The 24252-nt window shown below is 73.5% G+C and carries 18 protein-coding genes; 7 read left to right on the top strand and 11 right to left on the bottom strand.

Features of this window, described 5'->3' with window-relative positions; all coding sequences use genetic code 11:
* Position 1: 1 nt before the first annotated feature.
* The gene (locus ACL02T_RS31220; RefSeq protein ID WP_412834396.1) at positions 2-655 is read left to right on the top strand and encodes a Clp protease N-terminal domain-containing protein; all 654 of its coding nucleotides are present in this window, start codon (positions 2-4) and stop codon (positions 653-655) included.
* A 57-nt stretch (positions 656-712) separates the two neighbouring features.
* On the opposite strand, the gene glmS is transcribed toward ACL02T_RS31220, so the two are convergent.
* From glmS to ACL02T_RS31195, 5 genes are all read right to left on the bottom strand, one after another.
* The gene (gene glmS, locus ACL02T_RS31215; protein ID WP_412834395.1) at positions 713-2551 is read right to left on the bottom strand and encodes a glutamine--fructose-6-phosphate transaminase (isomerizing); all 1839 of its coding nucleotides are present in this window, start codon (positions 2549-2551) and stop codon (positions 713-715) included.
* Positions 2552-2820: 269 nt separating this feature from the next.
* The gene (locus ACL02T_RS31210) at positions 2821-3126 is read right to left on the bottom strand and encodes a hypothetical protein (RefSeq protein WP_412834394.1); all 306 of its coding nucleotides are present in this window, start codon (positions 3124-3126) and stop codon (positions 2821-2823) included.
* A 349-nt stretch (positions 3127-3475) separates the two neighbouring features.
* Positions 3476-7363, bottom strand: coding sequence for an ABC transporter ATP-binding protein (locus ACL02T_RS31205; protein ID WP_412834393.1), 3888 nt, complete (start codon positions 7361-7363; stop codon positions 3476-3478).
* A gap of 67 nt (positions 7364-7430) precedes the next feature.
* Positions 7431-8288 (bottom strand): hypothetical protein, encoded by an 858-nt coding sequence (locus ACL02T_RS31200; protein WP_412834392.1) that lies wholly within the window; start codon positions 8286-8288, stop codon positions 7431-7433.
* Positions 8285-9193: an ATP-binding cassette domain-containing protein gene (locus tag ACL02T_RS31195; RefSeq protein WP_412834391.1), complete on the bottom strand. Its 909-nt coding sequence runs from the start codon at positions 9191-9193 to the stop codon at positions 8285-8287. Before ACL02T_RS31195 ends, ACL02T_RS31200 begins: the two co-directional genes overlap by 4 nt.
* Positions 9194-9355: 162 nt before the next feature.
* On the opposite strand from ACL02T_RS31195, the gene ACL02T_RS31190 reads away from it, so the two are divergent.
* From ACL02T_RS31190 to ACL02T_RS31170, 5 genes are all read left to right on the top strand, one after another.
* Entirely contained in the window at positions 9356-10933 is a 1578-nt protein-coding gene (locus ACL02T_RS31190; protein WP_412834390.1) for a long-chain-fatty-acid--CoA ligase, read from the top strand.
* 30 nt (positions 10934-10963) lie between these two features.
* A complete protein-coding gene (locus tag ACL02T_RS31185; RefSeq protein ID WP_412834389.1) occupies positions 10964-11995 on the top strand; it encodes an LLM class F420-dependent oxidoreductase in 1032 nt (343 codons plus the stop codon).
* A gap of 153 nt (positions 11996-12148) precedes the next feature.
* Positions 12149-12940 carry a hypothetical protein gene (locus ACL02T_RS31180; RefSeq protein ID WP_412834388.1) on the top strand — a complete coding sequence of 264 codons (792 nt, stop codon included), beginning with the start codon at positions 12149-12151 and terminating at the stop codon, positions 12938-12940.
* A gap of 220 nt (positions 12941-13160) precedes the next feature.
* Positions 13161-16940 carry a multifunctional oxoglutarate decarboxylase/oxoglutarate dehydrogenase thiamine pyrophosphate-binding subunit/dihydrolipoyllysine-residue succinyltransferase subunit gene (locus ACL02T_RS31175; RefSeq protein WP_412834403.1) on the top strand — a complete coding sequence of 1260 codons (3780 nt, stop codon included), beginning with the start codon at positions 13161-13163 and terminating at the stop codon, positions 16938-16940.
* A 26-nt stretch (positions 16941-16966) separates the two neighbouring features.
* Positions 16967-17140, top strand: a complete 174-nt coding sequence (locus ACL02T_RS31170; protein WP_412834387.1) for a DUF6104 family protein — start codon at positions 16967-16969, stop codon at positions 17138-17140.
* 107 nt (positions 17141-17247) lie between these two features.
* On the opposite strand, the gene ACL02T_RS31165 is transcribed toward ACL02T_RS31170, so the two are convergent.
* From ACL02T_RS31165 to ACL02T_RS31145, 5 genes are all read right to left on the bottom strand, one after another.
* On the bottom strand, positions 17248-18120 hold the full coding sequence (locus ACL02T_RS31165; RefSeq protein ID WP_412834386.1) for a putative endonuclease domain-containing protein: 873 nt from the start codon (positions 18118-18120) through the stop codon (positions 17248-17250).
* Positions 18121-18418: 298 nt separating this feature from the next.
* The gene (locus ACL02T_RS31160) at positions 18419-18796 is read right to left on the bottom strand and encodes a hypothetical protein (RefSeq protein ID WP_412834385.1); all 378 of its coding nucleotides are present in this window, start codon (positions 18794-18796) and stop codon (positions 18419-18421) included.
* Entirely contained in the window at positions 18793-21528 is a 2736-nt protein-coding gene (locus tag ACL02T_RS31155; RefSeq protein WP_412834384.1) for an FtsK/SpoIIIE domain-containing protein, read from the bottom strand. Before ACL02T_RS31155 ends, ACL02T_RS31160 begins: the two co-directional genes overlap by 4 nt.
* 2 nt (positions 21529-21530) lie before the next feature.
* Positions 21531-21779: a hypothetical protein gene (locus ACL02T_RS31150; RefSeq protein WP_412834383.1), complete on the bottom strand. Its 249-nt coding sequence runs from the start codon at positions 21777-21779 to the stop codon at positions 21531-21533.
* Positions 21780-21811: 32 nt separating this feature from the next.
* Positions 21812-22072, bottom strand: a complete 261-nt coding sequence (locus ACL02T_RS31145; RefSeq protein ID WP_037053182.1) for a hypothetical protein — start codon at positions 22070-22072, stop codon at positions 21812-21814.
* A gap of 169 nt (positions 22073-22241) precedes the next feature.
* Here ACL02T_RS31145 and ACL02T_RS31140 point away from each other — a divergent pair, with 169 nt between their 5' ends.
* A complete protein-coding gene (locus tag ACL02T_RS31140; RefSeq protein ID WP_412834382.1) occupies positions 22242-23552 on the top strand; it encodes an Nramp family divalent metal transporter in 1311 nt (436 codons plus the stop codon).
* Here ACL02T_RS31140 and ACL02T_RS31135 read toward each other — a convergent pair.
* Positions 23549-24208: a DUF5134 domain-containing protein gene (locus ACL02T_RS31135; protein ID WP_412834381.1), complete on the bottom strand. Its 660-nt coding sequence runs from the start codon at positions 24206-24208 to the stop codon at positions 23549-23551. The two genes, ACL02T_RS31140 and ACL02T_RS31135, sit on opposite strands and share 4 nt — an antisense overlap.
* Positions 24209-24252 lie beyond the last annotated feature (44 nt).

The following is a 24252-nucleotide window of genomic DNA, read 5'->3' as shown; positions in this document are numbered from 1 at the left end:
CGTGCCGAAGATCAACATCTATCTGCCCGACGACCTGGCCGCCGCCGTGAAGGAGGCCGGGATCCCGGTGTCGTCGGTGTGCCAGCAGGCCCTGGCGGAGGCGGTCGCGGCAGCCGGTGGCGCTCCCCCTGCCGGAGGAGCGGACATGAGCGGAACGCCGGGCTGGAACAGGTTCACCGCGCGGGCGCGGACGGCGGTGCGGGCCGCGCTGGAGGCGGACCGGCCGAGCACCGTCGACCTCCTCGCGGCCGTCGTCGAGGAGGGCGGGAACCTCGCGCTGACGGTGCTCGCGACGCTCGACGTCGAGCCGCCGGACGTCCTCGCCGAGGCCCGCGGGCTGGGCGAGGGCACCGACCTGGCCGCCGCACTCGAGCGCGCGACCACCGAGGCGCTCCGCCTCGAGCACAACTACATCGGCTGCGAGCACCTGCTGCTCGGCCTGGCCGCCGGCCCGGAGGACGACGCCATCCGCCGCGCCCTGGTCTCCACCGGCGCCGACCCGGACAAGCTCAGGCTCGCGGTCTCCTCCGCGGTCGCGGGCGTGGCGTTCACGCGCAGCCAGCAGGCGGCGTCGGGGCTGTCGGCGCCGGTACGGACCATCCTCGAGGACATCCGCTCGCGGCTGACCCGACTGGAGCGCGGCACCGCCCCCTGACGGTCGGGCCACTGCGCCCCGCCCGTAGGACGAGCGGGGCGCACGGCAGGCGAGGATCTACTCCACCGTCACGGACTTCGCGAGGTTGCGCGGACGGTCGACGTCGCGCTCCAGCGCCACCGCGGCGTGGTAGGCCAGGAGCTGCAGCGGCACCGACATCAGGATCGGGTCCAGCTCGGGCTCGCCGCGCGGGATCACGATGGTGCGGTCGGCGAGCTCGGCGGAGAGCTCGCGGTGCGCCAGCGCGACGACCGGGCCCTTGCGGGCGCGGATCTCGGCGAGGGTCGAGATGTTCTTCTCGAACAGGTCGTCGTCCGGCACGCAGGCCACGGTCGGCAGCTCCGGGCTGACCAGGGCGAGCGGGCCGTGCTTGAGCTCGGCGCTGGCGTAGGCCTCCGCGTGGACGTAGGAGACCTCCTTGAGCTTCTGCGCGCCCTCCTTCGCCACCGGCCAGCCGCGGCGGCGGCCGATGAACAGCACGCTGTGGTGCTGCGCGATCTCCCGGGCGACCCGCTCGATCGTGCCGTCGCGCTTCTCGGCGTCGAGGACCTCCTCGATCTGGCCGGGCAGCGAGGCGAGGCCGTCGAGGATCCGCCGGCCCTCGGTCGGTGCGAGGTCGCGCATGCGGCCCAGGTGCACCGCGAGCAGCGCGAACGCCACGACCGTCGAGGTGAAGGACTTGGTCGCCGCGACCGACATCTCCGGGCCGGCGTGGATGTAGATGCCGCCGTCGACCTGCCGCGCGATCGTCGACCCGACGACGTTCACGATGCCGATCACCCGGCCGCCCTTGCGCTGCAGCTCCTGCACGGCGGCGAGGGTGTCGACGGTCTCGCCGGACTGGCTGACGGCGACGTAGAGCGTGTCCGGCTCGACGACCGGGTTGCGGTACCGGAACTCCGAGGCGGACTCCGACGTCGCGGGCACCCGGGCGAGGTCCTCGATCAGCTGGGCGCCGAGGTCGCCGGCGTAGCAGGCGGACCCGCAGCCGAGGATCTTGACGCGGCGGAACTCACGCGCCTCGCGCACGGTGAGGTTGAGCCCGCCGAGGTGGGCGGTGCTGAAGCGCTCGTCGATGCGCCCGCGGATCGCCCGCTCGATCGAGCGCGGCTGCTCGGCGATCTCCTTGACCAGGAAGTGCGCGTGGTCGCCGATCTCGGCGCCGACGACGTCCCAGTCCACCTCCGACGGGGTCTTCGCCGTGGAGCGCGCGTCGAGGGTGAAGGTCCGGTAGCCGCCGGCGGTGATGGTCGCGAGCTCGCCGTCGTCGAGGTAGACGACCTGACGGGTGTGTCCGACCAGCGCCGCGACGTCGCTCGCGACGAACATCTCCTTCTCGCCGATGCCGAGCAGCACGGGCGAGCCGTTGCGTGCGACGACGATCCGGTCGGCATGCTCGGTGTCCACGACGGCGATGCCGTACGCGCCGACGACCTGGCGCAGCGCGTAGCGGACGGCCTGCTCGAGGTCCTCCGCGCCACCGGTCGCGAAGGCCGCGGCGACGAGGTGGGCGACGGTCTCGGTGTCGGTCTGCGAGGTGAACTCGACACCGTCGGCCTGCAGCTTGGCGCGCAGCTCCTCGGCGTTCTCGATGATCCCGTTGTGCACCACGGCGATCCGCCCGGCGCTGTCGACGTGCGGGTGGGCGTTGTCCACACTGGGCTCACCGTGGGTGGCCCAGCGGGTGTGCCCGATGCCCGGCGCACCCTTGAACCGCGCGGGCAGGTCAGCCTGCAGGTCGGCGACCCGGCCGCTGACCTTGCACACCTTCAGCTGGCCGCGCTGGATCACGGCGACCCCGGCCGAGTCGTAGCCGCGGTACTCGAGCCGGTTGAGGCCCTCGATCAGAATGGGCGCCGCGTCCTGCGCGCCCACGTATCCCACGATGCCGCACATCGGTGTTCCTCCTCGCTTCTCGCCGGCGCCGCTGGTGCTCCGCACGCTCCGCCCGGTGCAGATGCTCGCTCCGCACGCTCCGCTCGGTGCAGATGCTCGCTCCGCACGCTCCGCTCGGTGCAGATGCTCGCTCCGCACGCTCCGCTCGGTGCAGATGCTCGCTCCGCCCGCTCCGCTCGGTGCAGATGCTCGCTCCGCACGCTCCGCTCGGTGCAGATGCTCGCTCCGCACGCTCCGCTCGGTGCAGATGCTCGCTCCGCACGCTCCGCTCAGCCGTACACCAGTCGCCGGAGCTGACGCGTCGACAGCGGCGGGGGTGCCACGCGTCGCGCGTCGAGCTCGTCCCGGATCACGGTGAAGATCCGGTCGTTCCGGAGCCCGCGGGCGCGGAGCTCCGCATGCCGCCGCCGCACGAAGTCCTCGGTCGGCTCCGCGAAGTAGGCGAGCACCTCGTCGACGACCCGGGCGGCCTCGCCCGGGTCGAGCGCGGTGCTGCGGACCAGGTGACTCACCAGGTCCGGGTGCGGGCCGGGATACGCATCGGGGTGCGTCGAGCGGTCCAGGGCGGCAGGCACGGGTGGAACTGTGCCCGATGATCGCCCGGAACTCCAAATTCCTGCCCGATATCGGGCAGGAATCTCTCAGAACTCCGTTCGGAAGACGCCGCGGGCCCGCACACACAGAGGAGATCGGACGGCGTGGGGCCGCCCGTTACGTTCGGGCGCCCACGTCACCGTCCTTGCACGTCGGCGGCAGCGTGCCCGGCGGGTGCGTCGAGGGGTGGTCCATGAGCTCGGTCAGGAGATCCTCGGTGCGCACCGGCCCGCCCGAGCGCGCGTGCCCGAGCGCGAACCGAGTGATCCGCGGCGGCGCTCGAGCCGAGCGGGCGCGCGTCGGAGCGCAGACCGAGCGCCGCGGCGGCGGTCAGGCGGAGCGGGCGGCGGAGAGGTCCTCGGTCTCCGCGTCGGCGGCGGGCTCCAGCTCGCCGGCCCGCCACAGCGCGGCGTACCGCCCGCCGGCCGCCAGCAGCTCGGCGTGCGGGCCCTCCTCGACGATCCGACCGCCGTGCAGCACGACGATCCGGTCCGACGCCGCCGCCGTGGCCAGCCGGTGCGCCACGACGAACGCGGTGCGGCGCGCCGTCAGCCGGTCGCCGGCCGCCAGCACCGCCGCCTCGGTCGCGGGATCGAGGGCCGCCGTGGCCTCGTCGAAGATCAGCAGGTCCGGGTCGACGAGCTCGGCGCGGGCGAGCGCGACGAGCTGGCGCTGCCCCGCCGACAGCCCCTGCCCGCGCTCGCCCACCGGGGTGCGGAACCCGCCGGGCAGGGCGCGGATCATCTCCAGCGCGCCGACGGCCCGGGCCGCGGCCTCGATCTCCGCCTGACTCGCGTCCGGGCGGCCGTAGGCGATGTTGGCCGCGATGTCACCGGTGAACAGGTGCGGCTCCTGCGGCACGAACCCGAGCCGCCGGCGGTACCCCTCGAGCGGGTAGCGCCGCACGTCGACGCCGTCGACCAGCAGGGCACCCTCGCCGACGTCGTAGAACCGGGCGAGCAGCTTGACCATCGTGGACTTCCCGGCGCCGGTGGCCCCGACCAGCGCGATCGTCTCCCCCGGGCGCACGTGGAGGTCCACGTCGGCCAGCGCGGGCCGCTCGACCTCCGGGTAGCGGAAGGTGACGCCACGCAGCTCGACCTCGCCGCGCAGCCGCCCGGGGACCACCGCGGCGTCCGACCCCGGCACGGCGGGCACGGAGGTCGGCGTGCGCAGCAGGTCGGCGATGCGCAGCAGACCGATGCGGGCCTGCTGGTAGCCGTCGAAGACCTGGGACAGCTGCTGCACCGGGGAGAAGAACAGCCCGAGGTAGAGCAGGAACGCGGTGAGCACGCCGGGGGTGAGGTCCCCCGCGGCGACCCGGGCGGCGCCGACGCCGAGCACCGCGGCCTGGGCGATGTCCGACAGGAACGCGACGCCGGGGAAGTAGGTCGCGATGTAGCGTTGCGCCCGGATCCGGGTGCGCCGGTAGGCGTCGCTGCGGGCGCCGAAGGTCTCCGCGCTGCGCTCCTCCCGGACGAACGCCTGGGCGACGCGCACGCCGGTCACGTTCTCCTGCATGTCCGCGTTGACCACGCTGACCCGTTCCCGGGCCTCCGCGTACGCCCGCGACGACAGCCGGCGGAACACCACGGTGGCGACGAGCAGGATCGGCAGCACCGCGAGCGCCACCAGGGCGAGCTCCGCGTCCGTGACCAGCAGCGCGACGGCGACGCCGACCAGGGTGAGCAGGCTGACCACGGCCTGGGCGAGCCCGGTCTGCAGGAACGTCGACAGCGCGTCGACGTCCGTGGTCATCCGGGTCATGATCCGCCCGGACAGCTCCCGTTCGTAGCAGTCCAGCCCGAGTCGCTGCAGGTGGGCGTAGCTGCGGGTGCGCAGCAGGTAGAGCAGGCTCTCGCCGGCCCGCGCGGTGACGACGGTCTGCGCGGCGACGACCAGGGCGTCGGCCAGCACGATGCCGATCCCGATGAGCGTGGCGATCAGCAGGATCCGGGTCGAGCCCGCGGTGATGCCGCCGTCGACGGCGAACCGGGCCACGGAGGGGAAGGCCAGGGTGGCCAGGGCGTCGAGCGCGACCAGGGACATCCCCAGGGCGAGCGTCCACCGCACCGGCCGGAGCAGGCGGGCGAGCCGGAAGCCCGGGTCCGGCGCGGTGGGGTCGGCGCCGCCGAGGCGAGGGGTCTCGGTGGCCGGCGCGAGCTTGGCCACGGCATCGAGCAGCTCCGGGGTGGCGGCGATCCCGCCGACCATGCCCGACGCCCCGGGGCCCGACCGGCCGGGCGATCCGCCGGTGCGCCCGGTGCCCGCCTCGGCGGCCGCGGCCCGGACCCCGCGGTCCGACTCCGCCTCCGCGGCGGCCGCCGCGGGCCACAGCTCCGACGTGACACCTCCGGCGGGTACGGCCACGGCCGGCGCGGCGGCCGGCAGGGGCGCGAACCCGGATTCCGGCGCCGCGGCGGGGTGCCCGGCCGGCTCCCGGTCGAGGTCCGTGACCGGTTCGGCCCCGGTGGCCAGCAGCTCGCGGAACAGCGCGCACCGCCCGCGCAGCTCCTCCTCGGTGCCGACGTCGACGACCCGGCCGGCGTCGAGCACCGCGATCCGGTCGGCGAGGGCGAGGGTGGAGCGCCGGTGGGCGACGAGGATCGTGGTCCGCCCCGCGGTCAGCTCGCGCAGGGCCTCGTGGATGGCGGACTCGGTGGCGGTGTCGACGGCCGAGGTCGCGTCGTCGAGCACCAGGACGCGGGGATCGGTGAGCAGGGCGCGGGCCAGCGCGATCCGCTGCCGCTGCCCGCCGGAGAGGGTGAGCCCACGCTCGCCGACCTGCGTGTCGTAGCCCTCGGGCAGCGCCTCGACGAACGCGGCGACCTGCGCGGCCGCCGCCGCGGTGCGGATCTCCTCCTCGCTCGCGTCCGGCCGGCCGTAGGCGATGTTGGCGCGGATGGTGTCGGAGAACAGGAAGGCCTCCTCGAACACCACGCCCAGCTCGGCGCGCAGGTCCCGCAGCCGCAGCTCCCGGACGTCGACGCCGCCGATCCGCACGGCCCCGTCCCACGGGTCGTAGAAGCGGGGCAGGAGCAGCGCGACCGTGGACTTCCCCGATCCGGCGGTGCCGACCACGGCGAGGGTCTCCCCCGGCTCGGCGCGCAGGGACACCCCGTCGAGCACCGGCCGGCCCGGCTCGTAGCCGAACCGGACCCCGTCGAGCTGCACCCCGACCGGGCCGGCGGGCAATGCCCGCGGCGACGGCGGGTCCTGCACGTCCGGCTCCGCGTCGACCAGGTCGTACACCCGCTCGACGCCGGCGCGGGCGAGTTGCGCGCTGACGATCAGCGAACCGACCAGGCGGGCCGGCCCGACCAGCTGTGCGACGTAGGTGGTGAAGGCCAGGAACGTGCCGAGCGAGATCGACCCGCGCACCGCCATCAGCCCGCCGATGCCGATCACCGCGACCTGCCCGAGCGTGGGCAGCGCGAGCAGGACCGGGTTGAGCCGGGCCGTCATCCGCGCGGCGCGCATCCGCTCGCCGAACAGCCGCCGGGCCAGCCGCTCCAGCGCCCCGACCTCGCGGGTCTCCTGGCCGAAGCCCTTGACCACGCGGACGCCGGTGACCGTCTCCTCGACCTGCTGCGCCACGTCCGCGGCGCGCTGCTGCGCCGACCAGGTGGCGGGGAACAGCGAGCGGCGGGTGCGGCTGGTGACGTACGCCGCCAGCGGCAGCATGACCAGCGACACCACGGTGAGCAGCGGGGACAGCCACAGCATCGCCGCCACGGACGCGATCACGAGCGCGACGGTGCCCGCGGTGAGCGGCACCATCGACAGCAGCGACTGGACCTGCTGCAGGTCGGTGATCGCCCGGGAGGCGACCTGGCCGGTGCGCAGCGCGTCCTGCCGGCGCCCGTCGAGCCGCTGGACGGAGGCGAACACCTGGCGGCGCAGGTCGTGCTGCACGTCGAGCGCCATCCGCCCCGCGAGGTAGCGGCGCAGGAAGGAGGCGGTGAAGCGGACGACCGCCAGGCCGAGGATCGCCAGCACGATCGGCAGCAGCACGTCCGTGACGCCGCGGACCGCGTCGTCCACCGCGACCCGGGTCAGCAACGGGCCCGCCGCGTCGAGGCTCACCCCGAAGACGGACGCCACCAGCGCGCCGATCGTGACGCCGCGGTGGCGCAGGCACTCGCGGGCGAGCCGGCGCAGCCATCCGGCGGGCCGGTTACCCCGGTCGGGGGAGGTGGCGGGGAGCGGGTCGGGCACGGATCCAGGTTAGGACGCGGGTCCGACAGTCCGCCGCTCGACGACGTGCGCCCTGGTCACACCGGCCTCAGGTCACATCGCGACGCCCGCCGACGACCCACGCGACGGCGATCCCGGCGCCCGCCCAGACCAGGAGTACGAGCAGCGCGCCCCATGCCGGCGGCGGCGCGGCGACGCCGGCGAGGCTCTCGACGATCGAGGGGGCGAAGCGGCCGCCGAGCTCGCGGGCGGGCAGGTCGTAGAGCGCGACGTCGCCGGCGTTGGCCGGGAGGAGCGACGTGACCCGGGCCATCGCCGTGGGCACCTCGCCCTCCTCGGTCCCGGTGCGGAGGATCAGCGAGACGAGATTCTCCACCGCCAGCACGTAGACCAGCAGCGTCACGACCGCACCGGCCTGGTTGACGATCAGCGTCCCGAGCGCGACCCCGAGGACCGCCCAGAGCGCGCACACCCCGATCCCGAGTCCACTCAGCGCCACGAGCCCACCGACCGAGGGCAGCGGCGCCGCACCCTGTCCGAGCAGGCCGGCCAGCAACCCGAGGACAAGCGCGAGCAGCGCGTACCCGGCTCCGATCCCGGCGGCCACCGCGGCCTTGGCCAGCAGCGTCGGCACCCGCCCGGCCAGCAGGTAGGTCGTGGTCACGGTGCGGTGCCGGAACTCCGCGGTGGCGAGCACCACGCCGTGCAGCGCGGCGAAGACGGAGGTCAGCGACAGCGCGTAGGCCAGCGAGGCCAGCAGGATCCCCGGGACGCCCTCGGTCCCGTCGACCCCGCCGACGGCCGAGCTGAACAGGCCACCGAACAGGTTGACCATGACCGCGAGCAGGCCGGCCGGGATCGCGAGCGCCCACCAGGTGCGCACCGAGAGGGCCTTGAGCGCCTCGGCCCGCAGGACCCCCGCGGTGGGGAGCAGGTCGGTCGTCACGCCACGCCTCCGCCGGTCAGCCGCAGGAACGTCGCCTCGAGGTCCGCCCGCTCCTCGACCAGACCGTGGACGGCGACGCCCGCGGCCAACGCGGTGTCGCCGACGAGCACCGCGTCGGCCGCGACGGCCAGCCCGCCGTCCGCGACGTGGTCGATCTCGAAGACCCCCCGCGCGGCGAGGGCCTCGGCGAGCCGGACCGGGTCGGAGCAGCGGACGCGGACCGCCGGGCGGCCGTGCAGCCCGTCCGTCCCGCCCTGGTAGACGCAGGTACCGGCCGAGACGACCACGAGCCGGTCCGCGGTCTGCGCGATCTCCGCGAGCTGGTGGCTGGACACCAGCACGGTCCGCCCCGAGCGCGCGAAGCCCCGCAGGAACTCCCGCAGCCAGGCGATGCCCTGCGGGTCCAGGCCGTTGCCCGGTTCGTCGAGCACCAGGATGCGCGGGTCGCCGAGCAGGGCGGTGGCGAGGGCGAGCCGCTGGGCCATGCCGAGCGAGTAGCCACCGGTGGGCCGATCGGCGGCCTCGCCGAGCCCGACGAGCGCGAGCACCTCGTCGACCCGCTCCTCCGCGACGCCGATCGCCGAGGCGCACACCTGCAGGTGCCGCCGGGCGGTCCGGGCGGGGTGGGTGCCCGGTGCCTCCAGCACCGCGCCGACGACCCGTCCCGGTGCCGCCAGCCCGGCGTACGGGGCGCCCTCGACCAGGGCCGTCCCGGCGGTCGGGGCGACGAGGCCGAGGATCACGCGCAGGGTCGTCGTCTTGCCGGAGCCGTTGGGCCCCAGGAAGCCGGTGACCACCCCGGGCCCGACGGAGAACGACAGCCCGCGCACGGCCTCCACCGGGCCGAACCGCTTGGCCAGGCCGGACACCTCGATCCGGCCGCTGCCGTCGGGGTCGCGTCCCACGCCTCTCCTCACCGCACCGTCCTCCGACCGCCATCCTGCCCGTGTTCGGCGCCGATCGGTCGACGGGGTCGCGTGCGTCCGTTTCGTCCCTCGATCTCCGCTTCTCCGCGACGCTAGAGTGACGCCTGTCGTGATCCGCCTCACACGACCCAGGGAGCACCGATGACGCTGTCCCCCGACCGCCCCGCCGACGTCTCCGGCCTGCTGGGACGTCGGGCCGCCGAGCGCCCCGAGGCCGAGGCGCTGCGGTTCGCGGGCGTGCGGCGCACCTGGTCCGAGCTCGACGAGCGGGTCGACCGGCTGGCCGCGGCACTGCGGGCCGAGGGGGTCGGTCCCGGCGACCGGGTGGCCGTGCTGGACCTCAACCACCCCTCCTGCCTGGAGATGACGCTGGCGTGCGCGCGGATCGGGGCCGCCAACGCCGTCGTCAACTTCCGGCTCGCCCCGCCCGAGATCGTCTACGTGCTCAACGACGCCGGCGCCGTGCTCCTGCTCGTCGGCCCGGAGTTCGCACAGGCGGCCGAGGCGCTCCGGGACACGGTGCCGACGCTGCGCCGCCTCGTCCGGGTGGGCGGCGAGGCGGACGAGTACGAGGCCTGGCTCGCCGCCCACGAGCCCGCCGCCGGGCCGGCCGAGGTCGACCCGGACGCGTGCTTCGTGCAGCTCTACACGTCGGGCACGACCGGCTTCCCCAAGGGTGTGATGCTCACCCACCGCGCGATGCTGACGCACTCGACCAACGTGGCCGAGAGCTTCCGGGTGCGCCCCGACGCCGTCGTCCAGGTGGCGATGCCGCTGTTCCACGTCGGCGGCACGAGCTACGCCCTGGTGGCGTTGCACGCCGGCGCCCGGATGGTCATGCTGCGCACGCCCGACCCGGCCGTGGTCGTGGAGCAGCTGGAGAGCGAACGGATCACGCACACCTTCCTCGTGCCCGCGCTGCTGGCCGCGATCGCGCAGGTCCCCGGTGTGGCCGAGCGGGACTTCTCCGCGCTCGAGGTCCTCTCCTACGGCGCCTCGCCGATGCCGCTGCCGGTGATGCGCGCCTGTCTCCCGCTCTTCCCCGGGCGGATGCACCAGGTCTACGGCATGACCGAGGCCTGCGGTGTGGTGACCGCCCTGGGTCCGGCCGATCACGAGGACCCGGCCGTCACCCACCGGCTGGTCTCGGCGGGGACACCGATCCACGGCGTCGAGATCGAGGTGCGCGACCCCGCCACCGGCGCCCCGGTGCCGACCGGGCAGCCCGGTGAGATCCGGGTGCGCACGGGGCAGCTCATGGCCGGGTACTGGCGCCAACCCGAGGCGACCGCGGCCGCGATCACATCCGACGGCTGGCTGCGCTCCGGCGACGGCGGGCACCTCGACGCCGACGGCTACGTCTACGTGACCGACCGGGTCAAGGACATGATCGTCAGCGGGGGCGAGAACGTGTACCCGGCCGAGATCGAGCGGGTGCTGGCCGAGTACCCGGGGATCGCCGACGTGGCGGTGATCGGGGTGCCGGACGAGCGGTGGGGCGAGGTGCCGCGCGCGATCGTCGTGCCGGCGCAGGACGCGGCCGGCGCCGCGCTCGACGAACAGGCCGTGCTCGCGCACTGCCGCGAGCACCTGGCCTCCTACAAGTGCCCCGCGGGCGTGGACGTCGTCTCCGAGCTCCCGCGCAACCCCACCGGGAAGATCCTCAAGAAGGAGCTGCGCGCCCCCTTCTGGGCGGGTCGCGACCGGCGCACGGTGTGAACCGGGACCCGATCTGACAGTCTCGCTGTCGTGAAGCTCTCGACCCAGCTGCCGTACAGCGACGACCCGGTGGCGGGCGCCGCCCGCATCGTCGAGCTCGAGAAGGCCGGGCTCGACGTCGTGTGGGTCGCCGAGGCCTACAGCTTCGACGCCGTGTCGCTCATGGGCTACCTCGCCGCCCGCACCGAGCGGATCGAGATCGGCTCCGGGATCCTGCCGATCTACAGCCGCACCCCGACGCTGATCGCGATGACCGCGGCAGGCCTCGACGCGCTGTCCGGCGGCCGGGCGGTCCTCGGGCTCGGCACCTCGGGCCCGCAGGTGATCGAGGGCTTCCACGGCGTGCCGTTCGACAAGCCCGTCAGCCGGACCCGGGAGGTCGTCGAGATCTGCCGGGCCGTCTGGCGGCGCGAGCGGATCGAGCACGAGGGCCTCTACACGATCCCGGTCCCCGAGGGCCGGGGCACCGGGCTGGGCAAGCCGCTCAAGCTGATCAACCACCCGCGGCGCGCGGACATCCCGATCTGGATCGCGGCGCTCGGCGACAAGAACGTCGAGACGACGGCCGAGCTCGCCGAGGGCTGGCTGCCGCACGCCGTCGTCCCGGAGCGGATGCAGCAGGCGTTCGGCGCGCCGCTGGCCGCCGGTCTGGCGAAGCGGTCGCCCGAGCTCGGCCCCCTGCAGATCACCGGCGGCGGCTTCCTCGCGATCGAGGAGGAGATGTGGGAGCCGGCCCGGCAGGCGGCGCGCGCGATGTTCGCGCTGTACATCGGCGGGATGGGCGCGCGGGGCAAGAACTTCTACAACACCGTGATGCAGCGCCAGGGCTGGCCGGACGCGGCGAAGACCGTCCAGGACCTCTACCTCGACGGGCGCAGGGAGGAGGCCGCGGCCGCGCTGCCCGACGAGTTCATCGAGCAGTCGACGCTCATCGGCCCGCCGGGGTTCGTCCAGGAGCGGATCGCGGCGCTGCACGAGGTCGGCGTCACCCACCTGCAGGTCAACCCCGTCACGGACGACGCCCCGAAGATCCTCGGGCAGGTGCGGGAGTGGCTGCCCTGACCCTGCCCTGACCCTGCCCTCATCGTGCGCTGTCGCTGCCCTGATCCCCGGGCGGAGCAGCACGCCGTGGACGCGAACCGGGGGTGGCGTCACGGCCCGTGTCGGGCCCGTTCCACAATGCCGGGTGAACCTGCCGACCCCGGGAGCTGCGTGGTGCCCGATCTGCCCGTGCGCACGTCCGACGAACCGATGGAACCGGACCAGTACCGGTACATCGCGACGCACGCGTGGTGGATGGGCACCTTCATGGGCCCGGACCCGACCGAGCCGGTGCACGTGCACCTCTCCGAGCACCTGCTGCAGCAGTGGACGCCGGCGGTCCAGGACGCCGACTGGCTGCTCGACCGCGTGCTCACCGGGCGCGTCACGTGGTTGGCCGGTTCGGGCGAGGCGGCCGACGACGCCGGCTTCGACCTGCGCGACGCCTGGCCCACCGGCCGGTTCCGCGCGAAGTACGGCGACTTCTACGCCGAGCTGCACGACTCGGCCCCCCGCCGGCCGGCCGGGAACTGGGCGGTCCCGACCCCCGAGTTCCTCGCGCTGCTGCCCCGCGAGCCCGGCGAGCTGCTCGCCCGGCTGCTGGCGGACGCGCCGCTGGGACGCACCTACACCGGCCCGTTCCGCAGTGCCGTGGACGCGTTGCGCACCTGTTCGGTCCCGGCGGACCTGCGGGCGCCGCTCTACGCCGCGCTGCTCGAGCTCCCGGGCGTCTCGCTCGTCGACGAGGTCAAGGACCTCGACGGCAACCTCTGCCTCGCGCTCGTGCACGACGTCGGCACCACCCGCACCGAACTCCTCGTCGACCCGGTCGACGGGCAGTACGCCGGTGAGCGGGACACGCTGCGGCGCGACTCCTCGTGCGGCCTCGCGGAGGGCACCGTGATCGCGGAGACCTCCGTCCGGACCGCCGTGGTACCCACGATCGGCGCCCTCCCCGTTTTCTGAGCGGGACGGACGGGCACCCGCCGGACGGACGTCACGAGGCGGCCGAGCACGTACCGGCTCCCGGCCGGGGAGGACTACCCTGGGCGGGCGGTCATCGGCGACTGAAGAGCTTCAAGCGAACCAAGGCGGTTGAGAGCGCGTGTCCACCAGTAGTACGACCGGCCATACCGGGGAGTTCGGCGCCACTCAGTTCGGCCCGAACGAGTGGCTCGTGGAGGAGATGTACCAGCGGTTCCTCGACGACCCGCAGACCGTCGACCCGGCCTGGCACGACTTCTTCGCGGACTACAAGCCGGGCGGGTCGCTCTCCGGCGCCGCCCCGGCCGAGGACAGCCCGACCGCCCGGGGCGAGGCCGAGCGCGCGGAGGCCGGGCAGGCCGACCGCAGTGCCGCCAGCAGCGCGACCGACTCCTCGCCCGGCGCCACCGAGGCCGACCCCGTCGCGGCGGCCGACCGCTCCGCCACCACCAACGGTTCCTCTCGCACCGGAAAGCAGGACGTGCCCCCCGCCAGCACACCCACCACCAGTCCCGCCGAGCCGACGGAGGTCCGCCGGTCCGCCGACCGCACCGCGTCCAACGGCGCCGCTCCCGCGAAGCCCGCGGCGGGCAGCACCTCCCAGGCCGCGAAGCCGGCCGCGGAGAGCCACGACGAGGTCACGCCGATCCGCGGTGCGGCCAACGCCGTCGTCAAGAACATGAACGCCTCGCTGTCGGTGCCGACGGCGACGAGCGTGCGCGCGGTCCCGGCGAAGCTGCTCGCCGACAACCGCATCGTCATCAACAACCAGCTGACGCGCACCCGCGGCGGCAAGATCTCCTTCACCCACCTCATCGGCTACGCCGTGGTGAAGGCGCTCCACGACTTCCCGGTGATGAACCGGCACTTCGCCGAGGCGGACGGCAAGCCGACCGTCGTCCAGCCCGAGCACGTCAACCTGGGCCTGGCCATCGACCTGCCGGGCAAGAACGGGCAGCGCTCGCTCGTCGTGGTGTCGATCAAGGCCTGCGAGCGGATGTCGTTCGCACAGTTCTGGTCCGCCTACGAGGGCATGGTCCACAAGGCCCGCACCGGCAGCCTCAAGGCCGAGGACTTCCAGGGCACCACGATCTCGCTGACCAACCCGGGCACGCTGGGCACCAACCACTCCGTCCCGCGGCTGATGCAGGGCCAGGGCACGATCGTCGGCGTCGGCGCGATGGAGTACCCGGCGGAGTTCCAGGGCGCCTCCGAGGAGCGGCTCGCGCAGATCGGCGTCAGCAAGATCATCACGCTGACGTCGACCTACGACCACCGGATCATCCAGGGCGCCGAGTCCGGCGACTTCCTGCGCCGGGTGCACCGCCTGCTGCTGGGCGACGACGGCTTCTACGACGACATCTTCACCTCGTTGCGGGTGCCCTACGAGCCCGTCCGCTGGGTGCAGGACTTCCCCGAGGGCGAGGTCGACAAGACCGCGCGCGTCCTCGAGCTGATCGAGTCCTACCGCACCCGTGGCCACCTGATGGCCGACACGGACCCGCTGAACTACCGCCAGCGCCGCCACCCCGACCTCGACGTGCTCTCCCACGGCCTGACCCTGTGGGACCTCGACCGCGACTTCGCCGTCGGCGGGTTCGGCGGCGAGGCGCACATGAAGCTGCGCGACGTCCTGGGCCTGCTGCGGGACTCCTACTGCCGCACCGTCGGCACGGAGTACATGCACATCGCCGATCCCGAGCAGCGCGCCTGGCTGCAGGAGCGCATCGAGGTGCCGCACCAGAAGCCCTCGGTCGTCGAGCAGAAGTACATCCTCTCCAAGCTCAACGCCGCCGAGGCCTTCGAGACCTTCCTGCAGACCAAGTACGTCGGGCAGAAGCGGTTCTCCCTGGAGGGCGGCGAGACCGTCATCCCGCTGCTCGACGCCGTGCTGGACAAGGCCGCCGAGAACGAGCTCGACGAGGTCGTCATCGGCATGCCGCACCGCGGCCGGCTCAACGTGCTCGCCAACATCGTCGGCAAGCCGATCAGCCAGATCTTCCGCGAGTTCGAGGGCAACCTCGACCCGGGCCAGGCGCACGGCTCCGGCGACGTCAAGTACCACCTGGGCGCCGAGGGCAAGTACTTCCGCATGTTCGGCGACGGGGAGACGGTCGTCTCGCTCGCCTCGAACCCCTCGCACCTGGAGGCCGTCGACCCGGTCCTCGAGGGCATCGTCCGCGCCAAGCAGGACCTGCTCGACAAGGGCGAGGGCGGCTTCACCGTGCTGCCGATCATGATGCACGGCGACGCGGCGTTCGCCGGCCAGGGCGTGGTCGCGGAGACCCTGAACCTGGCCCTGCTGCGCGGCTACCGCACCGGCGGCACCGTGCACGTCGTCGTGAACAACCAGGTCGGCTTCACCACCGCGCCGGAGCACTCCCGCTCGTCGCAGTACTGCACGGACGTGGCGAAGATGATCGGCGCACCGGTCTTCCACGTGAACGGCGACGACCCCGAGGCCTGCGTCTGGGTGGCCAAGCTGGCCGTCGAGTACCGCGAGCGCTGGAACAACGACGTCGTGATCGACATGATCTGCTACCGGCGCCGCGGCCACAACGAGGGCGACGACCCCTCGATGACCCAGCCGGCGATGTACGACGTGATCGACGCCAAGCGCTCGGTGCGCAAGATCTACACCGAGTCGCTGATCGGCCGCGGCGACATCACCATGGAGGAGGCCGAGCACGCGCTCAAGGACTTCTCCAACCAGCTCGAGCACGTGTTCAACGAGGTCCGGGAGCTGGAGAAGACGCCGCCGGCCGTCTCCTCCTCGGTCGAGAAGGAACAGTCCGTGCCGATGGACCTGGACACCTCGATCCCGCTCGAGGTCGTGCACCGGGTCGGCGACGTGCACGAGCACCTGCCCGAGGGGTTCACCCCGCACCAGCGCGTCAAGCCGGTGCTGGCCAAGCGGGCGAAGATGTCGCGCGAGGGCGACGTCGACTGGGCCTTCGGCGAGCTGCTCGCCTTCGGCTCGCTGGCGATGGACGGCAAGCTGATCCGGCTGTCCGGCCAGGACTCGCGGCGCGGCACCTTCGTGCAGCGGCACTCGGTGCTGATCGACCGGAAGACCGGCGAGGAGTACTACCCGCTGCGCAACCTGGCCGAGGGCCAGGGCCGGTTCCTGCCCTACGACTCGGCCCTGTCGGAGTTCGCCGCGGTCGGCTTCGAGTACGGCTACTCCGTGGCCAACCCCGACGCGCTGGTCATGTGGGAGGCACAGTTCGGCGACTTCGTCAACGGTGCCCAGTCGATCATCGACGAGTTCATCTCGTCCGGTGAGGCCAAGTGGGGCCAGATGAGCGACGTCGTGCTGCTGCTGCCGCACGGGCTCGAGGGCCAGGGCCCCGACCACAGCTCCGGCCGCATCGAGCGGTTCCTGCAGCTGTGCGCCGAGGGCTCGATGACGGTCGCGCTGCCGTCGGAGCCGGCGAACTACTTCCACCTGCTGCGCCGACACGCGCTCGACGGCGTCCGCCGCCCGCTCGTCGTCTTCACCCCGAAGTCGATGCTGCGGAACAAGGCCGTGCTCTCGCCGATCTCGGACTTCACCGGCGGCCGCTTCCGCCCGGTGATCGACGACCCGGAGTTCCGCTCCGCGGACGGCGCCGCCACGTCGGTCAAGAAGGTCCTGCTGTGCAGCGGCAAGATCTTCTGGGAGCTGCACCAGCAGCGGCAGAAGCGCGAGATCACCGACACGGCGATCGTGCGCGTCGAGCAGCTGTACCCGGTGCCGGACCGCCAGCTGGCCTCGATCCTGGAGCGCTACCCGAACGCCGCGGACATCCGCTGGGTCCAGGAGGAGCCGGCCAACCAGGGCGCCTGGCCGCACATGGGTCTCGAGCTGCCGGACAAGCTGCCGGAGCGGCTCGGGGGCCTCACCCGGGTCAGCCGCCGCCGGATGGCCGCGCCGGCCGCCGGGTCGTCGAAGGTGCACGAGGTCGAGCAGCGCGAGCTGATCGACAAGGCGTTCTCGTGAGCGCCGCCTGATCCTGCGCAGATCTCGTGTACTTCACCGACCGGGGCATCGAGGAACTGGTCGAACGCCGAGGGGACGAGGCGGTCAGCGTCGAGTGGCTGGCCGCCCGTCTCCGGGCCTTCGTCGACGAACACCCCAGCTACGAGGACGCCGTCGAACGCCTCGCGACCTTCCTCGCCCGCGACGACGAGGACGACTGATTCGCATCATGGTTCCATCACACGTCCAGGAGTGGCGGTGTAGCGCGTTATGGAACCATGATGTCGTTCGACGTGGGTCCTTGAGCGCATTCTGGTTCCGTAGTGCGTCAGCGGGCCAGGGCGCCGCGGACCTCGGCGACCAGCTTCCGTGGCTGCCGGAGGAGCGCCGCCGTCACGAACACGACATCCCACCCGGCGGCCTGGATCCGGTTGAGGCGAGCTCGATCGTGATTGAGCGCCCACAGTTCGTTGTTGCGCCAGCCGCCGTCGTACTCGACCGCGACCTTCCGAGCCGGGAACGCGAAGTCCACCTGGGCGACCTGTTCGCCGTCGACCTCGATCCAATGCTGTGCGACGGGCTCGAGCCCGGCCAGGACGAGATGCACCCGGAGCTGGGACTCGGGGATGGAGTCGGCGACCCCGGTGGCGAGCTGTACCGCCTGCCGGGCCAGCACGATGCCGTTGTCCCGCCTCGCTCGAAGAGCCGCGACGAACTCGTCGCGGTCGATCAGCCCGGCCTTGAGCACCTGATCGAGGTCGGCCACCGACTCGGGTAGCGGCCGTCCGAGCACCAGATCGAGAGCCATGCGCAGCGGCGAGGCGATCAGACCGTCCCCCCAGGGGGCGCACTCGCCGGGTCGCAGCGCCGTCCGCCTGAGCAGGACCCCGGTGCGGCGCCCGATTCGCAGTTCCAGAGGCGCCACGACGTGGACGGGGTCGTCGGTCCAGCAGACCTGCGCGCCGCGCACCGTCGCGGCGGACCGGCCGGTGACGACGGCGCCCGTCGGGAGCGCCAGGGCGGCAGCCCGCGCTCTGAGTTCGTGGGTGATGGGCACACCGGCCCAGGTGTAGACGTCCCGGAACAGGCGAACCACGCGATCGCCGCGGAGGTCCGCCGCAACGAGGAAGCCGGCTCGGACGGCTTCCGATCCTCGGAAGATCTCCAGATGGGCGATCCCGGCGCGCTGTGTCTTCGACATGACGCCACCGTCCTGGACGCGACTCCGCTCGGCGCCCCTCGGGACTCCCGCCACGGCCGACGATCCACAGCACCGGCCGGCCGTCCACAGTTCGACCGAGGTGTTGCGTCACGGGCCCATGCTGTGCTAGGGCCATCCGGTCGAGCGCACGATGGTTCGTTCCATAACATCCGAAGCCCCGCTCCTGTGCGCAGTATGGCTCCATAGCGCATAAAACCCCGGCTCCCGAGCGCAGTATGGTTCCATAACGCGTGAAACCCCGGCTCCCGAGCGCGTTATGGTTCCCTACTGCATCCGGTCAGCGGCGGAAGCCGAAGCGGCGGCGGGCGACGAGGCCCATGAGCTCCGTGTGGGTCCGCTCGACCTCGCGCTCGTAGCGGTCCAGCCGGCCGGGTTCGGCGCGCGGGTCCGGGCGCGGGAAGGGGCGGACCGTCATCCACGGCTCCGCCCACAACGCCTCCAGCGCCGACTCCCAGTGCAGCTCCACCGAGAAGCGGGTCAAGGCCGCGCGCTCACCCACCCGCCGCATGCGCTCGTCGAACCGGGCCAGCGTCTCCTCGAGGCGGGAGGCCCGCAGCTCGTCCTGCCGCCGGACCGCGCCGACGGCCTCGTCGATCCCGCTCGTGATCCGCCGGTACGCGGCGGCGGGCGACTCCGGCTGGTCCGCCGTGCTCATCCGTCCTCCTCCAGCGGCCCCGGCACGATCACGACCTCGGGCCGCGCGTGCGTCGCGCGGTCGAAGAACAGCCCGCGGCCGGGCCGCGGTGCCCAGGTCGTACCCAGGCCCGGGGCCAGCGCCCCCAGCTCCGAGCCCTGGACGTCGAGCCCGATCCAGGCGCCGACGTCGTCGACGCTCGCCGACAGGGTGAGCAGTTGCCGCAGCCGGGTCGCCGAGCGCCACCACCCCACCACGTGCACCCCGACCTCGGGGCCGAAGCGCAGCACCGTGCGCAGCGCCTCGGTACCGGCCCGGTCGAGCAGCGGGTCGGCGGCGTCGGCCCCGAGGAGCAGCACGAACACCGGGCGCCGGTCGCCGCTCGCGACCCGGTCCTTCACCTCCCGCGCCAGGTCCTCGATGCGCGCGCGGATGCCGCCGAGGCCCACGGTCTCGACCTCGCGCTCCGCCAGGACCCCGGCGGGCAGCTCGCTCACCAGCGGCGCGACCACGAACCGCGCCTCGGCCGGCGCCGTCGCCACCAGCGCGGCCGTGGCCGCGCCCATCACCCGCATCGCCTCGACCGGCCCCGAGGCGACGACGGCGACGTTGCGACCCGGCGCGTCCGGCAGCTCGACGGCCGCGGCACTGCCCGCCATGTCGATCACCTGGCCGAGCAGGGCGCGCGGGGCACCACCGGGCGGTACCGCGGCCAGCAGGTCCGGCACGGTGGGCGAGCGGGCGCCGTCGAACAGCCGGGGCGGGGGGCCGACGTAGCGCTCGTGCGCGGCGCGCTGCACCTCGTCGAGGTCGGACCCCGCGCCGGCGTCGGGGATCCGGGCGATCTCGTTGCCGTGCTTCATCCCCGACTCGTGGTTGACGACCGCGTGCCAGCGCGGCAGGGCGAGTGCGGCGTCGTTGAGGTTGGCCAGCACGCGCCGCGCCCGGGGCAGTGCGATCCGCAGCACGAACTGCTCGAAGATCGCCGGACGACCCCAGAAGGCCTCGATGCCCGAGACGTCCTGGCTGGCGAAGACGAGGTGGATGCCCTGCGAGCGACCGCGCCGGGCGACGTCCTCGAGCAGCGCGGTCGCCTGCTTCGTGACCTGGTCCTTCTCCGCGAACAGGTACTGGAACTCGTCGACCACCGCGACGATGCGCGGCCAGTCCCCACCCGGGTCGGCCCGGCGCAGCTCCTCGAGCTTGGTCACCTCGAACGACTTGGCGGCCTCCGCGCGGCGGCGCATCTCGTCGGCGAGGAACTGCAGCAGTGCCAGCCCGAACTCGCGGTCGGTGTTGACGTTGATCCCGATCAGCTGGGCGTGCGGCAGCCAGCTGGCGTCCCGGCGACCGGGCGCGAACTGGGCGAAGGACACGCCCTCCTTGAAGTCGAGCAGGTAGAAGTGCAGCTCGTCCGGGTCATACCGGGCGGCCATCGACCCGATCATGGCCAGCAGCAGGTTGGTCTTGCCCGACCCGCTCGGTCCGCCGATCAGCGCGTGCGGGGAGGCGTCGTCGAGCGCGAGCTCCACGTGCATGCCGTCGGTGAAGCCGATGGGGGCGCGGACCCCGGACTCCGAGGTCAGTCGGCCCTGGCGATCCTGCGGTAGCAGGTCGGCGAAGGTCGAGACCGTGGCCCGCCACGCCTCGTGCGCCCGGACGATCGCGGTGCACGCGTCCGTGACCTGCTGGCGGGGCAGCGGCGGGTCCGGTTCCACCCGCACGTGCGGCCCCGTCATCGAGCAGCGCACGCCGTGCCGGGTGAACCGCAGGGTCTCGACGGGTGCGGCGACGGTCAGCGGGACGTCGAGGAGGACGAGGTGGATGCCGCAGGCCAGCCCGCTGCGGGCGATCCGTTGCAGCTGCCGCTGCTGGTCGTCGGGCAGCGCGGTCCGGTTGCCCGCCAGCACGACCACGACCCACGGCTCGCTGCGCCTGCCCTCGTGCGCGGCATGTGCCCGCAGGGACGGGAAGCCCCCGACCAGCACCCGGCTGTGCACCTTGCGGATCCGCTCGGACAGCTCGTCGAGCAGGTCCCCGAGCCGGTTCGGGTCGTGCGAGGTGACCAGGCCGGTGCGCGCGAGCGGGTACAGCGCGGGCATCAGGCCGTACTGGCCGACGTCCCACACGTCGACGGTCAGGATCCCCGGCCGGAAGCACGCGAGCATCCGCATCAGCAGCTGCTCGATCGACGCCTCGGCCGCGGGCCGGGACTCCGGCACCGAGTCGATCCGCAGGTGCGCCTCGTCGAGCAGGGGCAGCGCGACGGGGAACGTGTCGCCGATCTCCAGGTGTCCCGCGCCGATCCGCCACAGCTCCGGGTGGTCCTTCACGCCCTCGTTGCGCAGCAGGTCCGGACCCGGCGCGCCGGGATCGGCCGCGCGGACCACCTCGTCGAGCCATCCGGAGCCCCGCGCGCCGGCCGGGCCCGGGGCCGCGCCGGCGACGATGTCGGCGAGCGCCTGCGGCCCGTCCGACAGCCAGCCCGACAGCCCGGCCAGGTGGTCCCGGTCGGCCCGGTCGACGGCGGCGGCGAGCACGGGCGAGCGGAACGCCGGAGCCATCGACGGGTCACCACGGACGGCTGCAACGCCCTCGCGCCGCAGCCACAGCTCGAACATGGCCTCGGCGTGGGCCCGGATGGCCGACTCCCGTCGCCGTGCGGCCGCGCCGAGCGCCCGCGCGGCGGCCGCGTGGAACGCGTCGAACGCCGCGGTGATGCGCTCGCGTCGCGCCTTCCTCCCGGGTGCCACGGTCAGAGCCGACCGCTCAGGTCGGCGATCGCCTCGCCCGCCAGGCCCACCGTGGCCACCAGCTCGTCGACCTCCTCCCGCGCCTTCTGCACCTCCGCCACCGGCAGGTCCGCCCCGGTCCGCTCGGTGAGCTCGGTGAGCAGCGCGGCCGCCTCGCCCAGGCGCTCCGCGGCGCGCTGCGCGTGCGCGCGGGCCTCACCGGTGGAGCCGCCGACGCCCTCCATCGCGGCGCGCAGCTCGGCGATGCTCACTCGGGTGCCCTCCGGTCGGCGCACAACCCGGGCTACAGCCGGGCGGCGACGCCCTCGGCCGCCTCGATCGCCGCGTTGATGGCCTGCTGGACGTCGTCGATCTTGCTGGCCGCCTCGGCGTAGTACGCGTTGGCCTGCTCGACGTCGCTCTGCGAGCTGCCCTCGGTCACCTGCTGCAGGGCACGCTGCGCCTCCTCGATGCTGGAGCGCGCCTGGTCGAGCGCCCCCATGCTCTCCGAGGCCTTGTCGTTGGCCTGCGCGATGCCGTCCCTGACCTCTTCGATGCTCGCCACGGCCGCTCTTCGCCTCTCTCGTCGAACCCGTTACGACGGTAACGGCGGAAACCTACAGTCCGCACCCTTGCACGATGGGTGAGCCCGGTCGCAGCCAGACTCTGCGGGACGCACCGGACACTCCTACCGTTCTCCTCCGACAGGGTCGTCGAACTGCGGGGAGGTCGCCGTGAGCACGCAGCAGGGCACCGTCCGGACCGCGGAGCTCACCCCGCCCACCGGGTTCGGCGGGAAGCTCCGGCAACTGGGACCCGGCCTCCTGGCCGCGGCGACCGGCGTCGGCGCGGGCGATCTCGTGGCGACGATGGTGGCGGGCGCCCGCTTCGGCACCGTGCTGCTCTGGGCGGCGCTCCTGGGCACCGTGCTCAAACTCGCCCTCGGCGAGGGGGTCGGGCGCTGGCACCTGGCCTCGGGCTCCACCCTGCTCGACGGCTGGCGGCGGCTCGGGCGGTGGGCCACGGGCTTCTTCGGCGTCTACATCGTGGTGTGGGGCTTCGTGTACGGCGCGACGGCGATGTCCGCGGTCGGGCTCCCGCTCAACGCCCTGTTCGGTGGGCTGTCGGTGCGGTACTGGGCGATGATCGCCGGCGTCGTCGGGCTGGTGCTCGTGTGGCTGCAGCACTACCACGCCTTCGAACGGCTCATGACCGGTCTCGTGCTCGTCGCCTTCGTCTCCGTGCTGGTGATCGCGGGCCTCACGGTGCCCGACGTCGCGGGGAACCTGGCGTCGGGACTGATCCCGCGGCTGCCGCCGGGCTCGACCGTCTACGTGCTCGGGCTGATCGGCGGCGTCGGCGGCACGATCACCATGGCGGCCTACGGGTACTGGATGTTCGGCAAGGGCTGGCACGGCACCCGGTGGCTGTCGATGATGCGGCTGGACAACGCGGTCGGCTACGTGATGACCGGCATCTTCGTCGTCGCGATGCTGGTGGTGGGCGCCGCGATGCTGCTGGGCCGGCGGTTGACCGAGTCCGACACCGGGCTGCTGACGCTGGGCGACGCGCTCGGCGACCGGTACGGGGCCTGGGCTCGCCTGCTGTTCCTGGTGGGCTTCTTCGCCGTGACCGCCACGTCGCTGCTCGGCGTGTGGAACGGCGTCTCGCTCATGTTCACCGACTGGACCCGCACCATCCGGCTGCCGCACGGCCGGGCCGCCGAGGCGGACGGCGGGCCGCGGGCGCACCACTACGAAGCCGGCGTCGCCGAGCGGTCGCTGCCCTTCCGGGGCTACCTGCTCTGGCTGACGCTCCCGCCGATGGCGCTGCTCTTCTTCGACAAGCCGTTCGGCCTCACGCTGGTCTACGGCGTGCTCGGCTCGCTCTTCATGCCGTTCCTCGCCGTCACGCTGATGCTGCTGCTCAACTCGCGGCGGGTCGGCGGGAACGGCCGGTCGGGGTGGCTGTCCAACCTGTTCCTCGGCGCGGCCTCCGTGCTCTTCGTCGCGCTCCTGGTGACGGACCTCGTGAACCGCGTCTAGATCATCCCGAGCAGCATCACGGCCATCGCCGCGGCCATCACGAGATGTGCCGTGGCCGCGGCCCGCGGGTCACGCAGCGCGCCGAGCCGGCCCGGGACGACGGCCCGGCCGTGGCGGCAGCCCGTCGGAGGGTCCACGGGCCGGGCGGTCTCGGCGGCCGCACCGGCCGGCACGGGCTCGGCGGCCGGCTCGGCGGGGGTGATCCGGGCGGCGGAAAGCCGGTCCCCGCAGCGCAGGACGTGCCAGGCGAAGTAGCCCACCAGCACGATCGCGACCACCGAGACCCAGGGGCCGGTACCGGCGGCGGTCCCGTGGTGGCCGGTGTGCCCGGTCGCGTCGGCGGTGCCCAGGGACAGCATGAACAGCATCGTGACGCCGCAGACGACGTGGTGCCCGGCGTCGTCGGCGCGGAGGCCGGTGCGCAGGGCGAGGGCGCCGAACCAGGCGGCGCTCGCTCCGAAGGCGGCGAACCACAACGCCGGCGGGACGGGGTCGCCGAGCGGGGAGAACATCGCCGCCATGCCGAACCCCATCACCGCGTGCGCCGCCTCCCCGGCGACCGGGCGGCCGTCGCGGCGCGCGGTGGCGAGCCGGACGAGGTGCAGCAGCCCGAGGCCGAGCGACACGCACGCGAGGACGGCGTCGAACCAGGCCATGAAGAGGTCGACTCCCCCGCTCGCGTCCACTCATCGGTCGCGGC

The sequence above is a fragment of the Pseudonocardia oceanicola genome (assembly GCF_047200735.1).
Lineage (GTDB): Bacteria > Actinomycetota > Actinomycetes > Mycobacteriales > Pseudonocardiaceae > Pseudonocardia.
The sequence above is the reverse complement of the archived record's forward strand: the minus strand, read 5'-3'. Positions and strand labels throughout refer to the sequence as shown.

Coding starts and splice junctions, on each gene's coding strand:
- glmS (WP_412834395.1), bottom strand. CDS start 2,551: ATGTGCGGCATCGTGGGATACGTGGGCGCGCAGGACGCGGCGCCCATT.
- ACL02T_RS31190 (WP_412834390.1), top strand. CDS start 9,356: ATGACGCTGTCCCCCGACCGCCCCGCCGACGTCTCCGGCCTGCTGGGA.
- ACL02T_RS31175 (WP_412834403.1), top strand. CDS start 13,161: ATGTACCAGCGGTTCCTCGACGACCCGCAGACCGTCGACCCGGCCTGG.
- ACL02T_RS31165 (WP_412834386.1), bottom strand. CDS start 18,120: ATGTCGAAGACACAGCGCGCCGGGATCGCCCATCTGGAGATCTTCCGA.
- ACL02T_RS31160 (WP_412834385.1), bottom strand. CDS start 18,796: ATGAGCACGGCGGACCAGCCGGAGTCGCCCGCCGCCGCGTACCGGCGG.
- ACL02T_RS31135 (WP_412834381.1), bottom strand. CDS start 24,208: ATGGCCTGGTTCGACGCCGTCCTCGCGTGCGTGTCGCTCGGCCTCGGG.